This is a genomic window from Paenibacillus albidus (genome assembly GCF_014644435.1).
Classification (GTDB): domain Bacteria; phylum Bacillota; class Bacilli; order Paenibacillales; family Paenibacillaceae; genus Paenibacillus_AQ; species Paenibacillus_AQ albidus.
In genome coordinates this window covers 1-18882 of record NZ_BMKR01000047.1, presented here as the reverse complement: position 1 = coordinate 18882, position 18882 = coordinate 1, and the positions used below count along the sequence as shown (strand labels likewise).

Below are 18882 nucleotides of genomic sequence, written 5' to 3'. Positions count from 1 at the left end.
TTTATTGCCTCATCGTAACAGGCACATGGATGCTCTGCAGAAGCTTTTGCAGCAAGGAATCCACACTTACATTATCCAGTCGCGACTCCGGACGCAGCAGAATGCGGTGGCCAAGGGCAAAAGGTGTGAGCACCTTCACATCATCGGGCAGCACGTAATCGCGTTCCTGCAGGAAGGCATAGGCCTTGCAGGCCATCATGAATGACAGTGAAGCCCGCGGGCTTGCCCCCAATAATACAAGCGGATGCTCTCTGGTGGTTCGGACAACATCCAGCAGATAATTCAGCACGGGATCGCTGATATAGATATCGCGGATCTCCTCCTGAATTACCGAGATCTGATCCATGCTGGTCACCGGAGTGAGCCTGTCCACCGGCTGGCCTTCCTGATGGCTCATCAGCAGATTTTTTTCGGTCTGCGCATCCGGATAACCCAGGCTGATTCTGAGCATGAACCGGTCAAGCTGGGCTTCAGGCAGTGTATACGTGCCCTCAAAGTCAATCGGATTCTGGGTAGCACACAGCATAAACGGATGCGGCAGCGGATAAGTCTCGCCATCCACCGTAACGTTACGTTCCTCCATTACCTCAAGCAAAGCCGACTGGGTCTTGGTGGTCGCCCGGTTAATCTCATCGGCAAGCAAAATATTGGTCATCACCGGTCCCGGCCGGAAATGAAACAGTTCATCCCGCGGGTGGTACACGGATACACCTGTAATATCACTTGGCAAAATATCCGGATTGCATTGAATCCGCCGGTACTCCCCGGACATGGACCTGGAGAGGGCGCGAATGAGCTGGGTTTTGCCGGTACCCGGTACATCTTCAATCAGGACATGCCCACCAGCCAGAAGCGCTGTCAGCAGCAATTGTATTTCAAATGATTTACCCAGTATGCAGGATTCCAGATTGGTGCGTACAGCATTCATAATCTGCATCGATTCTTGACGAACAGGCATATATTGTAAACCTCCTATGACAAAATAAGCAGTATTATTTATATTTTACATGATTCGGGGACCCAAAGTACATTATTGAAGCCGGTGAAATTAAATACTGGGCTTTCAGAGCTGGGGATCGGCAGGCAGACAGCATTTTTGCCTTCCAGTCGCGCCAATTCGGCCAACTCCGGCATATTCTAAGGCATTTTTGCCTTTCAGTCGCCCAATTCGGCCAACTCCGGCTCATTCTAAGGCATTTTTGCCTTCCAGTCGCCCAATTTGGCCCACTCCGGCTCATTCTAAGGCATTTTTGCCTTTCGTTCGCATCATTCCAGCCTACTCCGGCACATTCTAAGGCATTTTTGCCTTCCACTCGCCCAATTCGGCCCACTCCGGCACTTTCTAAGGCATTTTTGCCTTCCAGTCGCCCAATTCGGCCCACTCCGGCACTTTCTAAGGCATTTTTGCCTTTCGTTCGCACCATTCCAGCCTACTCCGGTACATTCGTTCGCACCCATCCGGCCAACTTCGGCACGTTCTAAGGTCATTGATTTGCCTCTTCTTGTTCCCTGCCCCTTACACTGTTGCAGCAAGAAGAGCTGGGAGTGCCGGTTCACAGCAAACAGACCGCAATCTCAATGAGACTGCGGTCTGTTCGCTGTGCTCTAAATTTACTTCAGGATATCCAGCAGATTGAGGATCATCTGCGCACTTTCGGCCCGGGTGCCATTCAGGGCAGGCCCAAACCGCCCTGCTCCCCGGCCCTTCATTAATCCGAAGCCTGCAGCTTCTTCGACAGCCATTTTGGCCCACTGTGGAGTGGCCCCAAGGTCGGCAAAAGCTACACTTTGCGGTGCGGAAGTGTTCTGCACAGCCGCTCCTGCCGCATACCGGTAAGCACGGACCAGCATGGCGGCCATCTCTTGCCGCGAAATCGCCTCCTCCGGTCCAAAGCGGGAATCCGACCGGCCGTTGACAATCCCGGCCTGCTTGGCCTGACCCACTGCCTCCGCGTACCATTTGCCCGCCTTCACGTCATCATACACGGATGGCGCCTCACCGCTTAGTCCCAGCGCACGGACCAGCATGGCCGTGAACTCGGCCCGGGTTACCGCCCGGTCCGGATCAAAACGTCCGGCCGCGACTCCTTGTACAAGCTGCCTTGCAGCCAGCTTCTTGACAGCTCCCTCTGCCCAGTGGCCCGGCGGAAGGTCATTAAAGCGTTTGTCGTATTCCAGTACAGCATATTTGCTGAAATGGGTGACTGGGGCGGACCATTTGCCTTCCGCCCACTCTCCGCCAGCGTATTGCAGCGTCCCGTCCTCTTGTACATGGTACAGTGCCAGCAGATCGTTTGGAGCTGCTGATCCCATATCATACGCTACAGTAATCGGTGACTCAAACTGCGTCAACGTAACGGTCTGGCCTTGACTGGTTGTGAGGCTTAGCGACCAGTCCCTCATGTCGCTGACCAGCCGGATCTGCGCTCCGGTAAGTCTCGCTGCACGGTCCACCAGGTCCGCTGCTGCTGAACCAGGCACTTCGGCAGCACGCAGAACAATTGTGCTGCTCGCCGCATTGCCGCCAGGGGCCAGGCTGCTTAACTCCGCCAGCACTCCGGCCGGGATTCTCACTTCCAGGCCGCCTTCACGCACCACCAGTACCGCATCGCCCAGCAGTCCGGCCGCATTCCCCGGCAGCACCAGCTCCGACCACTTCTTACCGGCGGAGATTAGCACTTCGCCCTGGGCATTCCGTTTTCCTGTCAGCTGGGTTTCCGTTATCGTCACCACTCCCGGCTCCGGCGTGGCCGCAGGCGATGGAGACTGTGCAGGGGCTGTCCATCCCCCAGTTGCCGGCTCCGGTGTTGGTGCTGGACCCGGAGATGGAGATGTCCCGGGGTCCGGAGACGGCGCAGGGGAAGGCTCCGCTCCAGCACTCCACACCTCAAGCCGGTATTCGGCCCTCATCCCCTGATATTCCGCGCCAAGCAGGGCCGTGCCTGTATTCAAGGCTTCAATAACCCCCTCGTCACTGATCAAGGCTACCGAAGCATCGGAAGTATCGTACCGCAAACCCTCCGTCAGCTTCCAGAGACTTCCGTCACTGTAGACCGCCTGAACGACCACGGTATCCCGGCTTCCTTTTTCCAACCTGTCCGGTCCATCAATCTTTATCCCTGTCCTGACGGCAGTGCCGTCGCTGGACACAATAAGATCATATTGGGCAGTGAACTCCCGGTAAGTTACCGAGATCACCGTCGAACCTTCGGCACCGGCCTCAACCAGTCCTTGATCCGTAACTGTCGCAACCTGCTCATTTTGACTTGAATATTGCAGTCCTTCTATTACAGGAATCCGTTTGCCGGAAGCATATACCGCTTCTGTAACGGTCTGATCCTGCCCGCCCGGCTGCAGCACGCTCTTGCCCTGCAATGAGATTGAAGCCACGGCATCTACTGTAATGGTACTTTCCGCATAGATTTCCGGGTATCCTTCAACCGCCGCCCTGACTTTGGCTGTACCCGGCCGTTTTGCAGTAACCAGCCCATAGGTGTCAACAGTAACTGTATTCTCCGGCTGGCCGGGTAGTACAGACCAATTCACTTTAAGATTGGCGGCCTTATCCGGCAGTACCTTAGCCTGCAGCCGGACGGTTTGGCCGGGCTCCAGCTCCGCTTCCGTCCGGTCCAGCGTAACCGATTCCGGTTCGGGCTTGGAGATCACCAAACGGTCTATTTCGGTTCCGTTATTAGTCCTTGCAACGATAGTGATTTCATCCTCCGTAATCTGGACCGCAGTAAAGATCTGCTGATCTTCATCATAGATCTTCTCCTGCCAGAACCTTGGAGTCAGGGCATAGAACTTGGGACCCGATGAACCTCCGATTACATAACGGGTTCCTTCTTGCTCCGGGACCTGCTCGCCGCCTTTCATCGGATACGAACGCATGTAGATATGATCATGGCCGTTCATGACCAGATCTACCTCATGTTTGTCGAACACCGGCACCCATGCAGACTGCACCCGCTCATTGGAGTAGATGCTGCCATAAGGCCCTTGGTGGAAGAAAACAACCTTCCATTTCTTGTCTGTAGCCGAAAGATCCTGGTCCAGCCACAGAGCCTGCTCCGTGAACTCGGCCTCCCCATGTTCCGTATTCATGACCACAAAATGGGTATCCTTGATATCAAAAGAGAAATTGGTTCCCTTGACGCTGGCCGCGCCATTCTGCGGATTATGGAACTGTGCCAGATAATCCCCGTCACCGTTCGTGCCCATGACCTCATGGTTCCCGATGATCGGAACCAGCGTTGTATTCATTAGCTGCTCTTGTGCGGCACCGAACCACCAGTTCCATTGCTCCTGCTCAAACCCTTTGTCCACCATGTCTCCGGCATGCACAAGCATATCCGCATCCGGAAGGAAAGCGAAGGCTTCCCGTACAGTGTTGCGCCAGAGTTCAAAACCTGCCTGGGAGTCGGCTTGCGAATCCCCGATGAACAGGAATTCGGTCGTCTCGCTGTCTCCCCCGCTTGTTGTGAATGTTCCCTGGCTGCTCACATGGGTTATGCCGTCACCCACCCGGTACACATAAGCTGTGCCGGGCTCAAGACCGCTAGCCTCTGCCCGGTGCACACGTATTGTCCCGTCATTGTTCGTATTGTAAATCGAGCTGTGCCCTCCGATTCGAAGCACATTACCGCCCTCGAAGCTTGTAAATCCAGACTGCTTCACCAGCTCTACAATTGTTTCCGCAGTTTGCGATCTGTCTGCCAAGCAAACTGGCGCGAAGTGTCTGCATCCGGCCCCATAGTGACATTGATATTGCGTGGCTCCGGCGTGCCGGCAAAGGCCGCTACCTTAAACGTCATCACTGGACTGTAGGCGTTCTCCTTAACAGCCTGCAGTTTAAATGCACCCTCGGTGAGGGTTGCCGCTCCCGTGGCCAGCAGCCCGTCTTGTGCCGACACGGCATTCTGCACCTCCACTCCGTCAATCAGCAGCTTTGCCCCCTGCAGGGCGGCACCGCTCTCCTGATCGCTTATATAGAAGGAGGCCTCATAACCCTTTGCTGTCTCATAGTGATTCCAGGTCAGCTTGAGCTGTGTCTTGACCGTTCTTTCCAGCGGACCACCCATGAAGCTGATCGGGACTCCATTGCCTTCTGCAGAAGTCACTGAACCCGAGACATTCTCAATGACCAGCGGCTTGACCGCGTCTCCGGGCGCCGACTCCAGCGTCAACGGACCGATGTAATCATTACGGACGGTATATTGAATCTGGCCGATAAGATCCGTACTGCTCAGACCGGCTGCATCAATATTGCTCAGATTCAGACGGACAATCCCCTGTGCTGCGTCAATGACCGGCACAAGCTGTTCATCGGTCAACCGGCTGCCCTTATTGACCCGCAGATCCGTAACGGCAGCAGGATCAAAGGCAAAAGCAATATGCCCTTCCTTCAGCTGCGCAGCTTTCTCGGCAGTTACATCCACTGTGTACGTATTGCCGGCATACAGGGCTTCCGGGGTTTCGTATTTATAGTAGGGCGAACCCAGATTCACTGTGAAATACCATTCCTTCAGTGTCTGATTGCCGCTCATGTCGCGGATCGCCACCTTCACCTTGTGGCGCCCTTCTGCAAGTGCTACCTTCGGCTTATAAGTGATCTGCCCTTTAGGTGGATAAAAGCCATGCTCCACCAGTTGTCCGTCCACATACATACGGACCTTGGCAGGATCAATCAGGGTGGTCCCCGGATGGGCCACCGGATCGTACCCGTCATCTTCACCGGTAACCGACAGGGTCGGCGTTGCCGTCTTGATCATTTCATTGGCTGCCGGATATTCATTTTTGATAACCGGAGGCAGCCGGTCCTCATCCAAAGGCCCGTAAACCGCACGAATATCATCTACATATATGGCGCCAGCCGTTTTCTTCAAATTGCTGGTCTCCATGTAGCGGACAGGCATGTCCATGGTCAGCGGCGTTGCTTTCCCTTTGGGAACGGCCACTTCAACGTATTTCCACCCCGTCCAGTCCACACCTTTGACTTGATCGGTGAAATCGACCGGCACGGCTGCATTATTCCCGTCACGGATCTGCCCCCGCAGCCAATGCTTTTGCCCGTCTCCATAAATCCACATGCTGATTTTCTCGGGATAACCCGGAATCTGAATCCGGTCTTCGGCAGATACAGCGGCAACGTATGCGCCCGAGGTACCCGTTTTGCCGACAAAATCATATTCCAACTTCAAAGCCTTGTCTCCGCTGCGGACAAAGTCCTGATCCGTTACTTCCGTAACCGCTACACTATTGGCAGCAGCGCTGGATGCCTTGTATTTGGCAATGCCGCTCTCGAAATCCTCAAGCAGCACAGGAGGCAGGCCTACATTCACTTCAAAGGAGGTCTCCACTTCGCCGTATTTGGCGAAGATTTTGCCATTTTTCCCGCTTTCCTCTGTGGCCCGGAACACCCCGTTCTCATCGACCGTCCCAATCCCGCCTTCAACACGCCATTCCAGGCTGTGGTTGTCGGCCTGAATAATCTGGCCGTTTCGCAGCGCTTTTAGGGTCAATTGCGCGGTGGCTCCGGAAGGGTAGGTCTTGATCTGGTCGGGAAACTTCAGCTCCGTCAGCTGTTCGACCACTTCAACAGACGCGTTTCCTTTGACGGCTCCGGCAGATACGGTAACATCGCCCGTTCCGGCTGAAGAACCGGCTGTAAACACCCCGCCTGCATCTATCGTGCCAATGGACGGATCAACCTCCCACTGGAGTGCACCTGTATACGGAGCGGGATGGCCGTTCGTATCTACTCCGGCAGCAGCAAAGGTATAGCTGGAGCCTTGCAGAATCCGCTCGGTACCCGGCTGAACAGCGAGGCTTGCGGCTGTGTTCAGCTCGGGAGCCGTGTTCACAAGCAGCAGCCCGTTGCCGGTCTTCCGCTCATAGCCGTCCGATCCTTGATTCAGCATCTTCACAGCGCTGGTTCCCGGCATTCTGGCGGCAAAGGTTGAAGAACCCCCGCCGTCCAGATTCATGGCATACTGGGCACCCATATCCTTCATAATTTGCGCCAATTCGTCTGTTTCGACACCTTCACTGAAGCCGGGTGATCTTCCGTCAATCTCAAAAAGAACAATGCTGCCGTCCGCCTTGGTTCCGATCGCTGTCCGGGGATGGATGCCTGCAGGCCCGATCCCGGTTTGCACAACGCCAGCCTTCACCAGCGGACCTTGACCGCCGATTGCAAGGGTCACGTCCTTCCACTCGCCTTCAAGGGCAAACGCCGCTGTCACTTCATCCCCCGGCTCCAATCCTTCCAGAGCGGCTCTGGAAGTTCCGTGTGCAGAGAGCACCACCTTGCCAGGGGCAAGCGGGGTATCGCCCTGCTGGGTGCGGATATCCGTCACCTTAAGCTGGATCGTTCCGCCGCTTTTCACTTCACCTTCGACGATATCCAGCACAACTTCGTCGCCTTCGCCCGTCGACTTGGTTGACGTATAATAGTCCTCCGTATACAGAACCAGCTGATTGGTGTTCCGGTAACGGTTAATGCTGCTTAGCGGGTGGTCTGTCCCGTTGATGTTCACATTCATGGACAGCTTCGGCGTACCATAAATGGATGTGCCGTCCGCTTTTAATCCAAAGGCATAAGGTGAGCTGCCACTGTTCAGAATCACACCCCCGTCCATGAACAGTCCATTCGGCACACCGGTGGCAAAGCCCGAAATTTCATAGAAATCGCCATTAATGCCGGCAATCACCCGATTGCCGGGGCCATCCGCATACGAAGCCATTTCGGTTAAGGCCTGCATGCCATAGACCTTTCCGCTTTTGGTGCCCGCACGCAGCGCAAGGTTCGGATTCTTGGGGTTGAACTCCACGGTATGTATCTTTTGCTGGCCTCTTTCACTTCTGCAAATCCATCCAGGTATACATTGCACCCTGAGCAAGTTCTGTTTTCCTTAGATCTATTACATTTCCGTACTCGGGTGCCGGCAGCTCGGGAATGGCCGCGTGGACTCTTAACCCCGGCTGCAGCAAGGATGCCAGCAATACAAAAATGACTGCCATATTAATGTGTTTAATGTGTTTAAGATGCCTTCTCAATTTGTTGTACCCTCCCAGTCGCAATTGTCGCTTTTTGTCTAATTTTGGACAAGTTCATAGGGTACATCTTATTGGCTGAAGTTCATGAGAAGATTAAATAGAATCAGGAATCATGTCAACAAGCTCTGGCGCATCAAAAAATGCCCCGCTAACCGTAAAAACCGGTTGAGCGGGGCATCCCGAAGCATACCTTTCAAATACCTGTCTGCTATTAAGGTTTTATCCCTTGGCCCTTACGAACAGTGCCGCCAGGAATGAAAAAACAATGGCCGAGGATATTCCGGCGCTGGTCAGATCGAAAATACCGGTAACCACTCCGACCCATCCATCCCGCTCTAACTCGGTCAGCGCACCGTGCACGAGGGAATTCCCGAAGCTGGTAATCGGTACCGTAGCGCCGGCCCCCGCGAATTTCACAAGCGGATCATAAAGGCCAAAGGCATCGGCGATCGCCCCGGATACTACGAGTGTACTCATGGTATGCGCAGGAGTCAGGCCCAGCACATCCATCAACAGCTGGCCGATGACGCAGATGGCCCCGCCAATCAGAAAAGCCCACAAATAGATCATCACAACCCTTCACCTCCGCTCTCCAGAGCTACCGCATGGGCTACACAGGGAATGCTCTCTCCCTGCTGGTACGACAGCGGCGACATTAAGGCACCGGTGGCCACAATTAGCACCCGCTTCAATTCTCCTCTTTTCATTCTTCTCAGAATATGGCCATAAGTCACGACCGCTGAGCAGCCGCAGCCGCTGCCGCCCGCGATGACATATTTCTGCGTGTCCCGGTCGTAAACCAGCAGGCCGCAGTCATAAAAGGTTGTTTGCTCCATCGGAATGCCTTCTTTGGCGAGCAGGGCTTGGGCGATCGGTAACCCTACAGAAGCAAGGTCCCCGGTCACAATCAGATCATAATGGCCCGGGGAGAGCCCGGTATCCCGAAAATGAGCCGTAATCGTATCTGCCGCCGCCGGGGCCATCGCCGCCCCCATGTTAAAGGGGTCTGTAAGCCCCAAATCCATAATGCGTCCAAGTGTCGCCGAGACAACAAACGGCCCTTTGCCTGTCCCGTCGTTGCGGGCGATAACCGCACAGCCTGAACCTGTAACGGTATACTGGGCGGTCGGCGGTTTTTGGGACCCGTATTCGGTGGGGTAGCGGAATTGTTTTTCTACGGTACAGTTATGGCTCGATGTGCCTGCAAGCGCATAGCTCCCCCCGCCGGAATCCACGATCATCGATGCGATAGCGAGACTTTCCATCGAGGTGGAGCAGGCGCCGAATACCCCCAGATAAGGAACCCCCAGTTTTCTTGCCGCAAAAGAGCTGCTGATAATCTGATTCATCAAATCCCCGCCGACAAAAAACTCCAGCTTCTCCTGATCCAGGCCTGCGTCGATCAGGGCCAGCTGCGCCGCCTTCTCAAAAAGTATACGTTCCGCCTTCTCCCAGGTCTTCTCGCCCATCTCCAGTGAATCAAAAATAAAATCAAAGTCTGCCGCTAAAGGTCCTTCGCCCTCTTCCGGTCCAACTACGGCCGAAGCGCCCAAAATTACGGGACGCGTAGTATACTCCCAGGTCTGGCTGCCGAGTTGCTTCATAGTGGATGTGACCCTCCCCAACCCATTACGGCATAGATTACCCCTATTACAAAAGCGGCCACCGCCCCGAATACAAGCACTGAACCGGCCAGCTTGAACATGTTGCCGCCTACGCCGAGCACAAGACCTTCAGCACGGTGCTCCAGCGCGGCCGAGCACATACTGTTGGCGAACCCGGTGACGGGAACCGCTGTACCGGCTCCGGCCCATTGGGCCATTTTGTCATAGACGCCAAAGCTGGTAAGAATGACCGAAATCAAAATCAACACAGCCACAGTAGGACTTGCAGCTTCCTTGGAGGTCATATCGAATATGGCCATAAAAGCCTCCTGGATGCCTTGTCCAAGTACACAGATCAACCCACCTGACAGAAATGCGCGAAGGCAGTTTTTTAAGACCGGGCGTGACGGCACGAACGGCTTGGACAATTCTTCATAATCCTGCGGGGTCAATGAGTCGAGCCTCAGCTTTACCCCGGAACGTTTGGTTTTTGCCGGCAATAAGGACACCTCCTGAATAGTTGGGCGAATCGAAGCAGAGCGGAACCTGCCTGAACGGCAGCTGAACCGGTTCGCCCCCCCGGCAGGCTCCTGGTTCGTTCTTCGCTTAGAAGTTTTTCCTTATTGTTCGCGATCCTGCCTGAACTTATGTCTTTCCCGGCTCAGGAAAAATACAACAGGATAACAACCAGCAGCATAAAGAGCATCAGAATAAACACCACTTCATTCTGCTGCCTGCCGCGCTTCATAACCCTGCCCCGGTTCAACCGGTAACTTGGCCGGCCATGATTCTTGACCCGTCTGTTGTTCTGGGGGAGACTCCCCGCTATTCTCATTGTCCTTCGCTCCCTTTCCCAACCCCTTGCATTCAGAGCTGCTACAGCATTATATTCGCCAATACATCGCCCGGTGTCCGTTTTGTCACAGCGATGGACAAGCTGGCGGACAATGTTCATACTGTATAAGTGAACTTAAGCCGTTAGTGAGGAGTGTGCCGTCAATGAACCAAGAAACTCTGGATTTATTCCAAACCCTTACCGAATTCCCTTCAGCCCCTGGCTTTGAACGTGAACTGCGCGCCTACGTCAAAAATGCCATGTCCCCTTATACCGATGAATTCGTTCAGGACCGTCTCGGCAGCCTTTTCGGTGTGCTGCGCGGCGAAGAGAACGGGCCCCGGATTATGGTGGCCGGACATTTTGATGAAGTAGGCTTTATGGTTACCGGCATCACCGACAACGGGATGATCCGCTTTCAGCCGCTGGGCGGCTGGCTGGCTTCCGCCGTGGCTTCGCAGCGGCTGCAGATCATTACCCCCAAAGGAACGCTGACCGGTGTTGTGGGCAGCACGCCGATCCACTTGCTCAGTGATGAAGAGCGGGGCAAAACCGGCGATATCCGCAAGATGTATATTGACATCGGTGCAGACAGCCGGGAAGAAGCCATGGGCTTCGGTGTCGCTCCCGGGCAGCAGATCGTACCGATCTGCCCGTTCACGCCGCTGGCTAATCCCAAAAAAATCATGGCCAAGGCCTGGGACAACCGCTACGGCGTAGGCCTGGCGATTGAGCTTATGCAGGCGCTGCATGGCAAACAGCTGCCGAATACGGTCTTTGCCGGCGCTACCGTGCAGGAGGAGGTTGGCCTGCGTGGCGCGCGCACAGCGGCAAATCTGCTGCAGCCGGACATTTTCTTCGGCCTGGATGCCAGTGCCGCTGCGGACATGACCGGTGACCGCCAGGCATTTGGCCATCTGGGTCAAGGCGCACTGCTGCGTATCTTTGACCCGACGATGATCACCCACCGCGGTCTGATCGAATATGTACAGGATACGGCCGATACCCACCGGATCAAATATCAGTATTTTGTGTCCCAGGGAGGCACCGATGCCGGGCAGGTTCATGTGAGCGGCATCGGCATTCCTTCGGCGGTCATCGGTATTTGTTCCCGTTATATCCATACCGCCACCTCGGTGATCCACAGTGATGATTACGCAGCCGCCAAAGAGCTGCTGATCAAGCTGATTGAAGGGCTGGACCGGACAACGCTGCAGACCATTCTGGAGAATTCTTAAGCTTCGCTTCATAACACAAAGTCGCAATCCTCCGAGCAACCGGAGAATTGCGACTTTTTTCATCTAGCAAAATCTGCTTATGGGGCAGCTTTATTGCGGCTTGCTCACTTTTTCAGCTCGTTGTACTCCGTCATCACCGAGCGGTGTACAGAATGATCCGCTGCAAGGCCAGTGTACCGGGTCACTGTGGCTCCCGGACCGTTCGCGGCGATGGAGGCCTGAAGCTCCGCCGACTCCGGATCATCCTGCACGTCAAACCGCAAGGCCGCTGCCATAGACCGGGCCAGGGCTGCATATCTCAGCCCACGGTCATACGCCTGAAGCGCCGGCGAGACCAGGCGGTCGTTCGCCGACAGCTTGCGGATCGGAGAGCGGCCTACGCGCGACGTTTCATCCGTCAATGCGGGATTGCGGAACCGCTCCAGAATTTTGTCAATATATTTGCTGTGACCAGCTTCGTCAAAGCCATGCTTTTGGATGAGGACGGCTCCGGTCTCCTCCAGCACTTCACGCACCTGCGAAGTCAAGCGCTCATCGGCCATTGCTTGCTGAATGGTCTCGTATCCCCGCAGCTCCCCAAGATAAGCCGCCGAGCAGTGGCCGGTATTCACCGTGAACAATTTACGCTCAATGTAAGGTTCCAGGTGATCCACATAATGCACGCCTGGGATGGGTGTATATCCGGGAATCATTTGCGACGAGTCCACGACCCATTCGTAAAAAGGCTCCACGACAACCTTAAGGATATCATCGTGTTGCTGCAAAGGCACAATCCGGTCTACAGCCGCATTGGGGAAAGCCGCAAAGCTGTCCGCGCTGCTTCGGGATTCCTCATCCAGCTGGGCGTATACCAGCTCTTTGAGCTGGGCGCTGCCGCCGATGGCATTCTCACAGGCGATGACATGCAGCGGAGCTGCCGAACCGGCGGCCCGCAGGCGGATGCCCCCGGCCAGCACTCCGGCAATATGCTTCAGAATGGAAACACCAACCGCTGTGGTGACTATATCCGCTTCGGCAATCGCCGCTGCCACCTCAGACGCTTGCGTTACGCTGCTGAGCGCCGTTACATGCTGTACGGTAACCGTCTCGCGGTCTTCGCTGGCCAAGGTTACCGGGTATTCCCCGCGCCGCTTCAGCTCCGCAACTACCGCCTCATTCACATCCACAAAGCACACTTCATATCCTGCCTGTGACAACAGCAGCCCGATGAATCCTCTGCCGATATTACCCGCTCCGAAATGGACTGCCTTCATTACGCAAGGCCTCCTTCAAAGATAGCAATGACGTCGGCTGGGGAAGCGGCATTCATAACCCGTTCGATGGCATCGTCTTCCGAGAAGATCATCGCTACATTGGTCAGAATCTCCATATGCCCGTCTCCCGCAGCAGCAATGCCGATCACGACAAATGCGGGTTCATCGCCGCCAAAATCCACGCCGTCCGGAAAACGGACGATTGACAGTCCCGTTGATTTGATAAAAGGTCTTGCCTCCTTGGTCCCGTGGGGAATCGCCAGCCCTTCCCCCATATAGGTGGACACCACTTCTTCGCGCTCCAGCATCTTCGGTACATATTCTTCAGTCACATGTCCTGCATCCACCAGCAATTTCCCGGCAAGCGTAATTGCCTCATATTTATCTTTGGCTACCGCATTCATAATTACTTTATTCTCTGACAGTATACTCATATGGATTCTCTCCCTCTCATCTTTTATTCTCAAAAAAGCGCAGCAGCTCCGACGATAAATACCGCCTGATCTCCGGCTCCGAACGTTCCTCCAGCAACTGGACCATTTCGGCATTCAGCAGCAGCGCACTGATCTCGCTGAGCACTTCCAGGCTTTCCTTGGAGAGCTTGCGCGGAGCAAGCATCAGCAGAATCACCGCAACCTCGGCTTCCCCATTCAGCACAACCGGCTCATGCAGCCGGTATAACGTTAGCGACGACAGGCGAATATGGCTGCTTCGGGTGTGAAAAAGCGCCAGCTTTGTATCCGGAATGAGCTGGCTGGCCATCCGTTCCCGCTCGAGCAGACGGTCCAGCAAAATGTCCGCATCCCCAATCACACCGGTGCCGTTCAGCGTTTCCAGCATGGCGGATAAGGTTCCGGCCAGATCCTGACCGCTGTTATCGAGCGGGTAAAGGCGAAAACGCTCCAGCAAGCGGATGATCTCTTCCAATACCCCTTGGTAGCTCTTCATCCGGTCCATCGCGGCTTCATCCCGCAGGACCGGCTCCGTCTCCCCGGGAGAAGCAGCGGGTCTTCGTTCACCCAGCGTGATCGTCTGGATATAGTTCAGCAGCTTGTCAATTTCTTCGCTTGTCAACAGAGGACTGATCTTGATATACCGTTCCTTCTCCAACGGCAAATCAATGGTGGAAATAATCAGATCATAATCCTCCTCCGGCAGCCGGGCCGCCTCATACCAGGAAATATTCCGGAGAATCTCAATCTGCGGCATTTCTTTCGTAAGCCGGGTAGCGAGCAGCCTTGAAGAGCTTAATCCGCTGGCACACACCAGAATCGCCCGGACACTCCGCCTAAGCTGGCTCAGCCTTTCCACAGAAGCCCCGAAATGCATCACGAGAAATCCGACTTCTTCGTCGGGAATTTCCAGATCAAGCTCCATCTCTTCCACAGCAGCCCTGACGACCTGGAACAGGTAATCGTAGTCCTTGCGGATGGGCCCCAGCAGCGGATTGCGGATGCGGGTGCCTTCGCGGATTCTTCTCAGCGCCGGATCGATATGCTCCAGCAGGCCTTCCCGCAGCGCACGGTCGCTTTGGAAGGATAGACCCGTCCGTTTCCCCACATTCTCCGTCAGCCTGTAGACAATCTCCATTAACGCGATATCGCCATACGCAAACCCTGCTGAAGAAAAAGATTCCTGAACCCGGTCAAACAGACCGGCCACATACAGAATCTCCGTGCGCGGGAACTCCAGCCCCAGCGTGTCGCTGAGCCGCCGTACAAAATGCTCCGCCCCGGCGATATTCCGGTGGTCGGACAATCTTGAATAGCCGGCCTCTTCGGCACCGTCAATTCCTTTACCCAGATCTATCCGCCTGACTGTCACCGATAACCCGAGCAGCAGCTCCATATAGACGATTTCCGGCAGCTCGGCTGTCCATTTCCACTCCATGTCCCAGAGCAGATTCTCGATATCCAGCAGCTTGTTTTTGCCTACGGCGGTCAGCAGCATGCGAAACACCGGATTCCCCTTGGGCTGCTGCAGATGCCCGACCAGATCCGACTGGTCGAGATGCTCTGCGGCCAGCCGGGCAATCGCCCGGCGTTTGTCAAATTCAGTGCCCGTGATTTCTACACCATATCCTCTTCTGCGGACGAGCTGCAGGCTGAATTTGCGCACCCAGGGCTCCAGTTCATCCAGGTCATAGCTGATGGTAGCCACAGTCACTTTCAAGGTATGAGCCAGAAAGAATAATTTCACCGGCTCCGAAGCCTCCAGCAGCAGGCACAGCGCATAGACCTTGCGGTCTTCTCCCGAGTAATCCGCCGGCTTCTCCTCCAGCAAATACAGACGCAATTCTTCAAGCGCAGCATCGGGACCGCTCAGTTGAATGCCTTTGCCCGATTTCCTGATCAGTGTGAGCCCGAAATCCTGCAGGATAACCTCAAGGTCCTCCATTTCCCGGTGAACCGTTCTAACACTTACTCCTGTATCCGCAGCTATTCCCGCGGCGGTAATTTCTCCGCTTGCGCTTAACAAAAGCGATAACATTTGGCGCTGCCTGGCTGTTATTTTCCTCATATCAGGAGCCCTCGCTCTAACCGGAGACAAACGCTGGCCCCTGAGCCAGCGTCTCCTTTTTTTAGAATCATATCCGTTTGAGGATTATTTCAAGCGTTCTACCAGCTCATCATACTTTGGACTTTTCAGGAAGTTGTCGATGGAGATATGCTCTGCTTTCGGATTAACAGCAACAGCGCGTTCGGTCAAGGTCTTCTGGGTCACGACGATATCGGCATCCCCCGGAATTTCACTGACCGCCGAGTTCACCACCGTGATGTTCACCCCGGCATTCTGCAGCTTTTTCCGCAGTACGGAGGCGCCCATTGCACTGGAGCCCATTCCGGCATCGCAGGCGAAGACGATTTTGTGCACGTCGGCTTTGTTGCGGACATTGGAAGCTACTTCTGCAGTTCCCACTGTGTTCGCTGCGGAAGCCGCTGCAGTTGGTGCCGCTGTTCCTGCCGCTTTCATATCTCTCATTTTGGCCGCTGCGTCTTCCAGATCCGCTTCCTCTTCATTGTTCTTGCCTGCCTTCAGCAGTACAGAAGCAATCAGGAACGATACGACAGTTGCGGCAATGACCCCGGCCAGCATCGGCAGGTATCCGCCCTTGGGCGTCATGGCGAAGTAAGCCAGAATACTGCCCGGTGACGGTGAAGCGGTTAGGCCCGCGCCCAGCAGTTGGAAAGTAAAGGTACCGGTAATACCGCCCCCGATGACCGCCAGGATCAGGCGCGGATTCATCAGAATGTACGGGAAATAAATTTCGTGAATCCCGCCCAGGAAGTGAATGACAACCGCACCGGGAGCAGAGGATTTAGCCGACCCCTTGCCGACCAGCCAGTAAGCAAGCAGGATGCCCAGACCCGGACCCGGGTTGGATTCCAGCATATACAGAACGGACTTGCCCAGTCTCAAGGACTCTTCAGTAGCAATTGGTGTGAGAATGCCGTGATTGATCGCATTGTTCAGGAACAGCACTTTACCCGGTTCAATAATGATGTTGACGAGCGGCAGCAGGTGGTTGTTGACCAGGAATTCCACACCGCTGGACAGAATATTCGTCAAGCCTTGAATGACCGGCCCAATTCCTTTGAGTGCGCCGAGAGCCAATAATGCGCCGATGATGCCGATCGAGAAATTGTTGACCAGCATCTCGAAACCCGCTTTAATTTTGCCTTCCACCGCACGGTCGAACCCTCTAAGGATCCAGCCCGCCAGAGGACCAACGACCATGGCACCGAGGAACATGGGAATGTCGGCTCCGACAATAACCCCCATCGTTGCTATGGCACCGATTACCCCGCCTCGCTTGCCGTTAACCATCTGTCCGCCGGTATACCCGATCAGAAGCGGAAGCAGATATTTAATCGTTGGATCTACCAGCGCTGCCAGGCCCGCATGTGGAAACCAACCGGTTGGAATAAATAATGCCGTAATTAACCCCCAGGCGATAAAGGCGCCGATATTCGGCATCACCATACCGCTTAGCATCCGGCCGAATTGTTGGACCTTCACCCGTGTACCGCCGGATGAGCTTTGCTTATTTGCCGTTGTGGCCATTGTATAATGCCCCCCTTAAATGATTGATGGGACTCCCTAAAGTAAATTAATTAGAATTTGAAGGTTATCCCCTATGAACACATCCTAAATCAAAGCGCTTTCTCTGTCACCAAATTGAAAATGCGATTTCGTCATGAATGTTGTTGACATCATTTAAGAGCTGCTGCCACGCCTTCTTCCACGCTTTTAGCTTGCCCAAAAACGGCAGCTTGCATATTGCTGCAAGACTGCCGTTTAAGGTTACATCCATTTTCATTTTAGGTGCGGCTGGAAATCTAAACATTCGGCGTAAGACTGATCCAATCCCCATCAGAATATAAGTTCAATCTATATAGTTGGGACTTTTCCCCATTAGAGTGCATTTTACACATCAGAATAAACAGAAAGAGCCCAAAGGTGCCTTTTCCAATGTACGAAATACATCGAAATGGACTTTTGAGCCCTCACAGAGGGTTTTGGATGTACAAAACACAGTTGAACCGCAATCCTCCCTGCCGGAGACGGCACCCTGGAAAACTGGAGTTACGTTCTCCCCTTCATTGGCACGGTGCAAGGAGCGGCCTTAAATCATATCAAGCGGCACCTTCCAGGAAGGCGGCGGAAACGCGGCATCCAATTGCAGCCGCTCCTCCTTGTCCAGCGTAATCAAGCTTGCAGCTGCGTTCTCGGTCACATGCTCCCGGGAGGAGGCCTTGGGAATCGCAATGATGTCCGTGTCCCGCAGGGTCCAGGCCAGCAGAATCTGAAGCGGAGTCACACCGTGGTTGGCGGCGGCCCTTTGAACCGTCTCGTTCTCCACCAGCCCTTTTCTCAAAGAACCCGCCTGCGCCAGCGGTGAGTAAGCCATGACCGGGATTTGCCGGCCTCTGAGCCAAGGCAGCAGCTCATATTCAATGCCCCGCGAACCCAAGTGATAAAGGACCTGATTCGTCACGCAGTGACCGCCGTCCGCAATCTGCAGGAGCGCCTTCATATCGGCGGTGTCCAGATTGGACACGCCCCATCTGGCTATTTTCCCCTGGTCCACCAGCTTCTCCATCTCAGCGACGGTTTCCTCGAGGGGAATGTTGCCCCGCCAATGCAGCAGATAAAGATCAAGCCGGTCTGTATTCAGCCGCTTCAGACTGCCTTCACAGCTGAGCGTAAGCCGTCCTTTCCCGGCATTATGCGGATACACCTTGGATACCAGAAACACCTCATCACGAATGCCGCGGATGGCTTCGCCCACCAGCTCTTCGGCCGCACCTTCCCCATACATCTCGGCCGTGTCAATCAGATTCATGCCCAGTTCCACACCCAGCCGTAAAGCGGCTATCTCTTCTTCCCGGCGGGCAGCATCCTCTGCCATATTCCAGGTCCCCTGCCCAAGCTGAGGGACGGAAGTTCCATCCGGCAGCAGCACCCGTTTCGAGCGGTTCCCCTGTTTGATACGATCCAGAGCTCCTTCTGTTGAACGATTCATCGCAAAGTCTCCTTGGCTGACAATTTGTGTATTCTCTTTATATTACCCTTAAAACCCTGCATCCGCCCCTAGGATCCTCAGAACAAAATCACCCTAACGGGTGAATAACAACTCGGAGCTTAACTAGGCCCGGATGGTTATTGAACAATAGGCAAGATTATCGTCATTTGGCTTGCATAGAACTCACATTGTTGTACAATGCGCACAACTCTCGCCCATATAGCGTGGTTAGGACATGCATTGTTGACCGTGCGATTTTGCGTGAGTCCCTCTGCGGACATGATGCGATCCCTTCACGATCTATCACCGGCTGATGTGGACAGGAAATCTATTGGGGAGGATTCGGCTATTTAGCAGGACAAACGGA

15 protein-coding genes are annotated in these 18882 nt (G+C 54.6%); 1 reads left to right on the top strand and 14 read right to left on the bottom strand.

Annotated features, from left to right (window positions below):
- Position 1 precedes the first annotated feature (1 nt).
- The 8 genes from IEY53_RS30920 to IEY53_RS30885 form a co-directional block, all read right to left on the bottom strand.
- A complete protein-coding gene (locus IEY53_RS30920) occupies positions 2 to 958 on the bottom strand; it encodes an AAA family ATPase (RefSeq protein WP_189031697.1) in 957 nt (318 codons plus the stop codon).
- 653 nt (positions 959 to 1611) lie between these two features.
- Positions 1612 to 4719: an S-layer homology domain-containing protein gene (locus IEY53_RS35800; protein ID WP_189031696.1), complete on the bottom strand. Its 3108-nt coding sequence runs from the start codon at positions 4717 to 4719 to the stop codon at positions 1612 to 1614.
- A complete protein-coding gene (locus tag IEY53_RS30910) occupies positions 4683 to 7832 on the bottom strand; it encodes a phosphodiester glycosidase family protein (protein ID WP_189031695.1) in 3150 nt (1049 codons plus the stop codon). Before IEY53_RS30910 ends, IEY53_RS35800 begins: the two co-directional genes overlap by 37 nt.
- A 25-nt stretch (positions 7833 to 7857) precedes the next feature.
- Positions 7858 to 8058 (bottom strand): hypothetical protein, encoded by a 201-nt coding sequence (locus IEY53_RS30905; RefSeq protein WP_189031694.1) that lies wholly within the window; start codon positions 8056 to 8058, stop codon positions 7858 to 7860.
- A 219-nt stretch (positions 8059 to 8277) separates the two neighbouring features.
- Positions 8278 to 8628, bottom strand: a complete 351-nt coding sequence (gene spoVAE / locus IEY53_RS30900) for a stage V sporulation protein AE (protein WP_189031741.1) — start codon at positions 8626 to 8628, stop codon at positions 8278 to 8280.
- Positions 8628 to 9662, bottom strand: coding sequence for a stage V sporulation protein AD (gene spoVAD / locus IEY53_RS30895; protein ID WP_189031693.1), 1035 nt, complete (start codon positions 9660 to 9662; stop codon positions 8628 to 8630). Before spoVAD ends, spoVAE begins: the two co-directional genes overlap by 1 nt.
- The gene (gene spoVAC / locus IEY53_RS30890) at positions 9659 to 10162 is read right to left on the bottom strand and encodes a stage V sporulation protein AC (protein WP_189031692.1); all 504 of its coding nucleotides are present in this window, start codon (positions 10160 to 10162) and stop codon (positions 9659 to 9661) included. Before spoVAC ends, spoVAD begins: the two co-directional genes overlap by 4 nt.
- Before the next feature lie 161 nt (positions 10163 to 10323).
- Positions 10324 to 10497, bottom strand: coding sequence for a hypothetical protein (locus IEY53_RS30885; protein WP_189031691.1), 174 nt, complete (start codon positions 10495 to 10497; stop codon positions 10324 to 10326).
- A 164-nt stretch (positions 10498 to 10661) separates the two neighbouring features.
- Here IEY53_RS30885 and IEY53_RS30880 point away from each other — a divergent pair, with 164 nt between their 5' ends.
- Entirely contained in the window at positions 10662 to 11735 is a 1074-nt protein-coding gene (locus tag IEY53_RS30880) for a M42 family metallopeptidase (protein ID WP_189031689.1), read from the top strand.
- A 104-nt stretch (positions 11736 to 11839) separates the two neighbouring features.
- Here IEY53_RS30880 and IEY53_RS30875 read toward each other — a convergent pair whose 3' ends face one another.
- The 6 genes from IEY53_RS30875 to IEY53_RS30850 form a co-directional block, all read right to left on the bottom strand.
- On the bottom strand, positions 11840 to 12988 hold the full coding sequence (locus IEY53_RS30875; RefSeq protein ID WP_189031687.1) for a mannitol-1-phosphate 5-dehydrogenase: 1149 nt from the start codon (positions 12986 to 12988) through the stop codon (positions 11840 to 11842).
- Positions 12988 to 13422 (bottom strand): PTS mannitol transporter subunit IIA, encoded by a 435-nt coding sequence (locus tag IEY53_RS30870; RefSeq protein ID WP_189031685.1) that lies wholly within the window; start codon positions 13420 to 13422, stop codon positions 12988 to 12990. Before IEY53_RS30870 ends, IEY53_RS30875 begins: the two co-directional genes overlap by 1 nt.
- A gap of 16 nt (positions 13423 to 13438) precedes the next feature.
- On the bottom strand, positions 13439 to 15508 hold the full coding sequence (locus tag IEY53_RS30865; RefSeq protein ID WP_189031683.1) for a BglG family transcription antiterminator: 2070 nt from the start codon (positions 15506 to 15508) through the stop codon (positions 13439 to 13441).
- 84 nt (positions 15509 to 15592) lie between these two features.
- Positions 15593 to 17053 carry a PTS mannitol transporter subunit IIBC gene (locus IEY53_RS30860; RefSeq protein WP_189031681.1) on the bottom strand — a complete coding sequence of 487 codons (1461 nt, stop codon included), beginning with the start codon at positions 17051 to 17053 and terminating at the stop codon, positions 15593 to 15595.
- 106 nt (positions 17054 to 17159) lie between these two features.
- Positions 17160 to 17309, bottom strand: coding sequence for a hypothetical protein (locus IEY53_RS30855; RefSeq protein WP_189031680.1), 150 nt, complete (start codon positions 17307 to 17309; stop codon positions 17160 to 17162).
- A 306-nt stretch (positions 17310 to 17615) separates the two neighbouring features.
- On the bottom strand, positions 17616 to 18515 hold the full coding sequence (locus IEY53_RS30850; protein ID WP_189031679.1) for an aldo/keto reductase: 900 nt from the start codon (positions 18513 to 18515) through the stop codon (positions 17616 to 17618).
- Between the last annotated feature and the right edge of the window lie 367 nt (positions 18516 to 18882).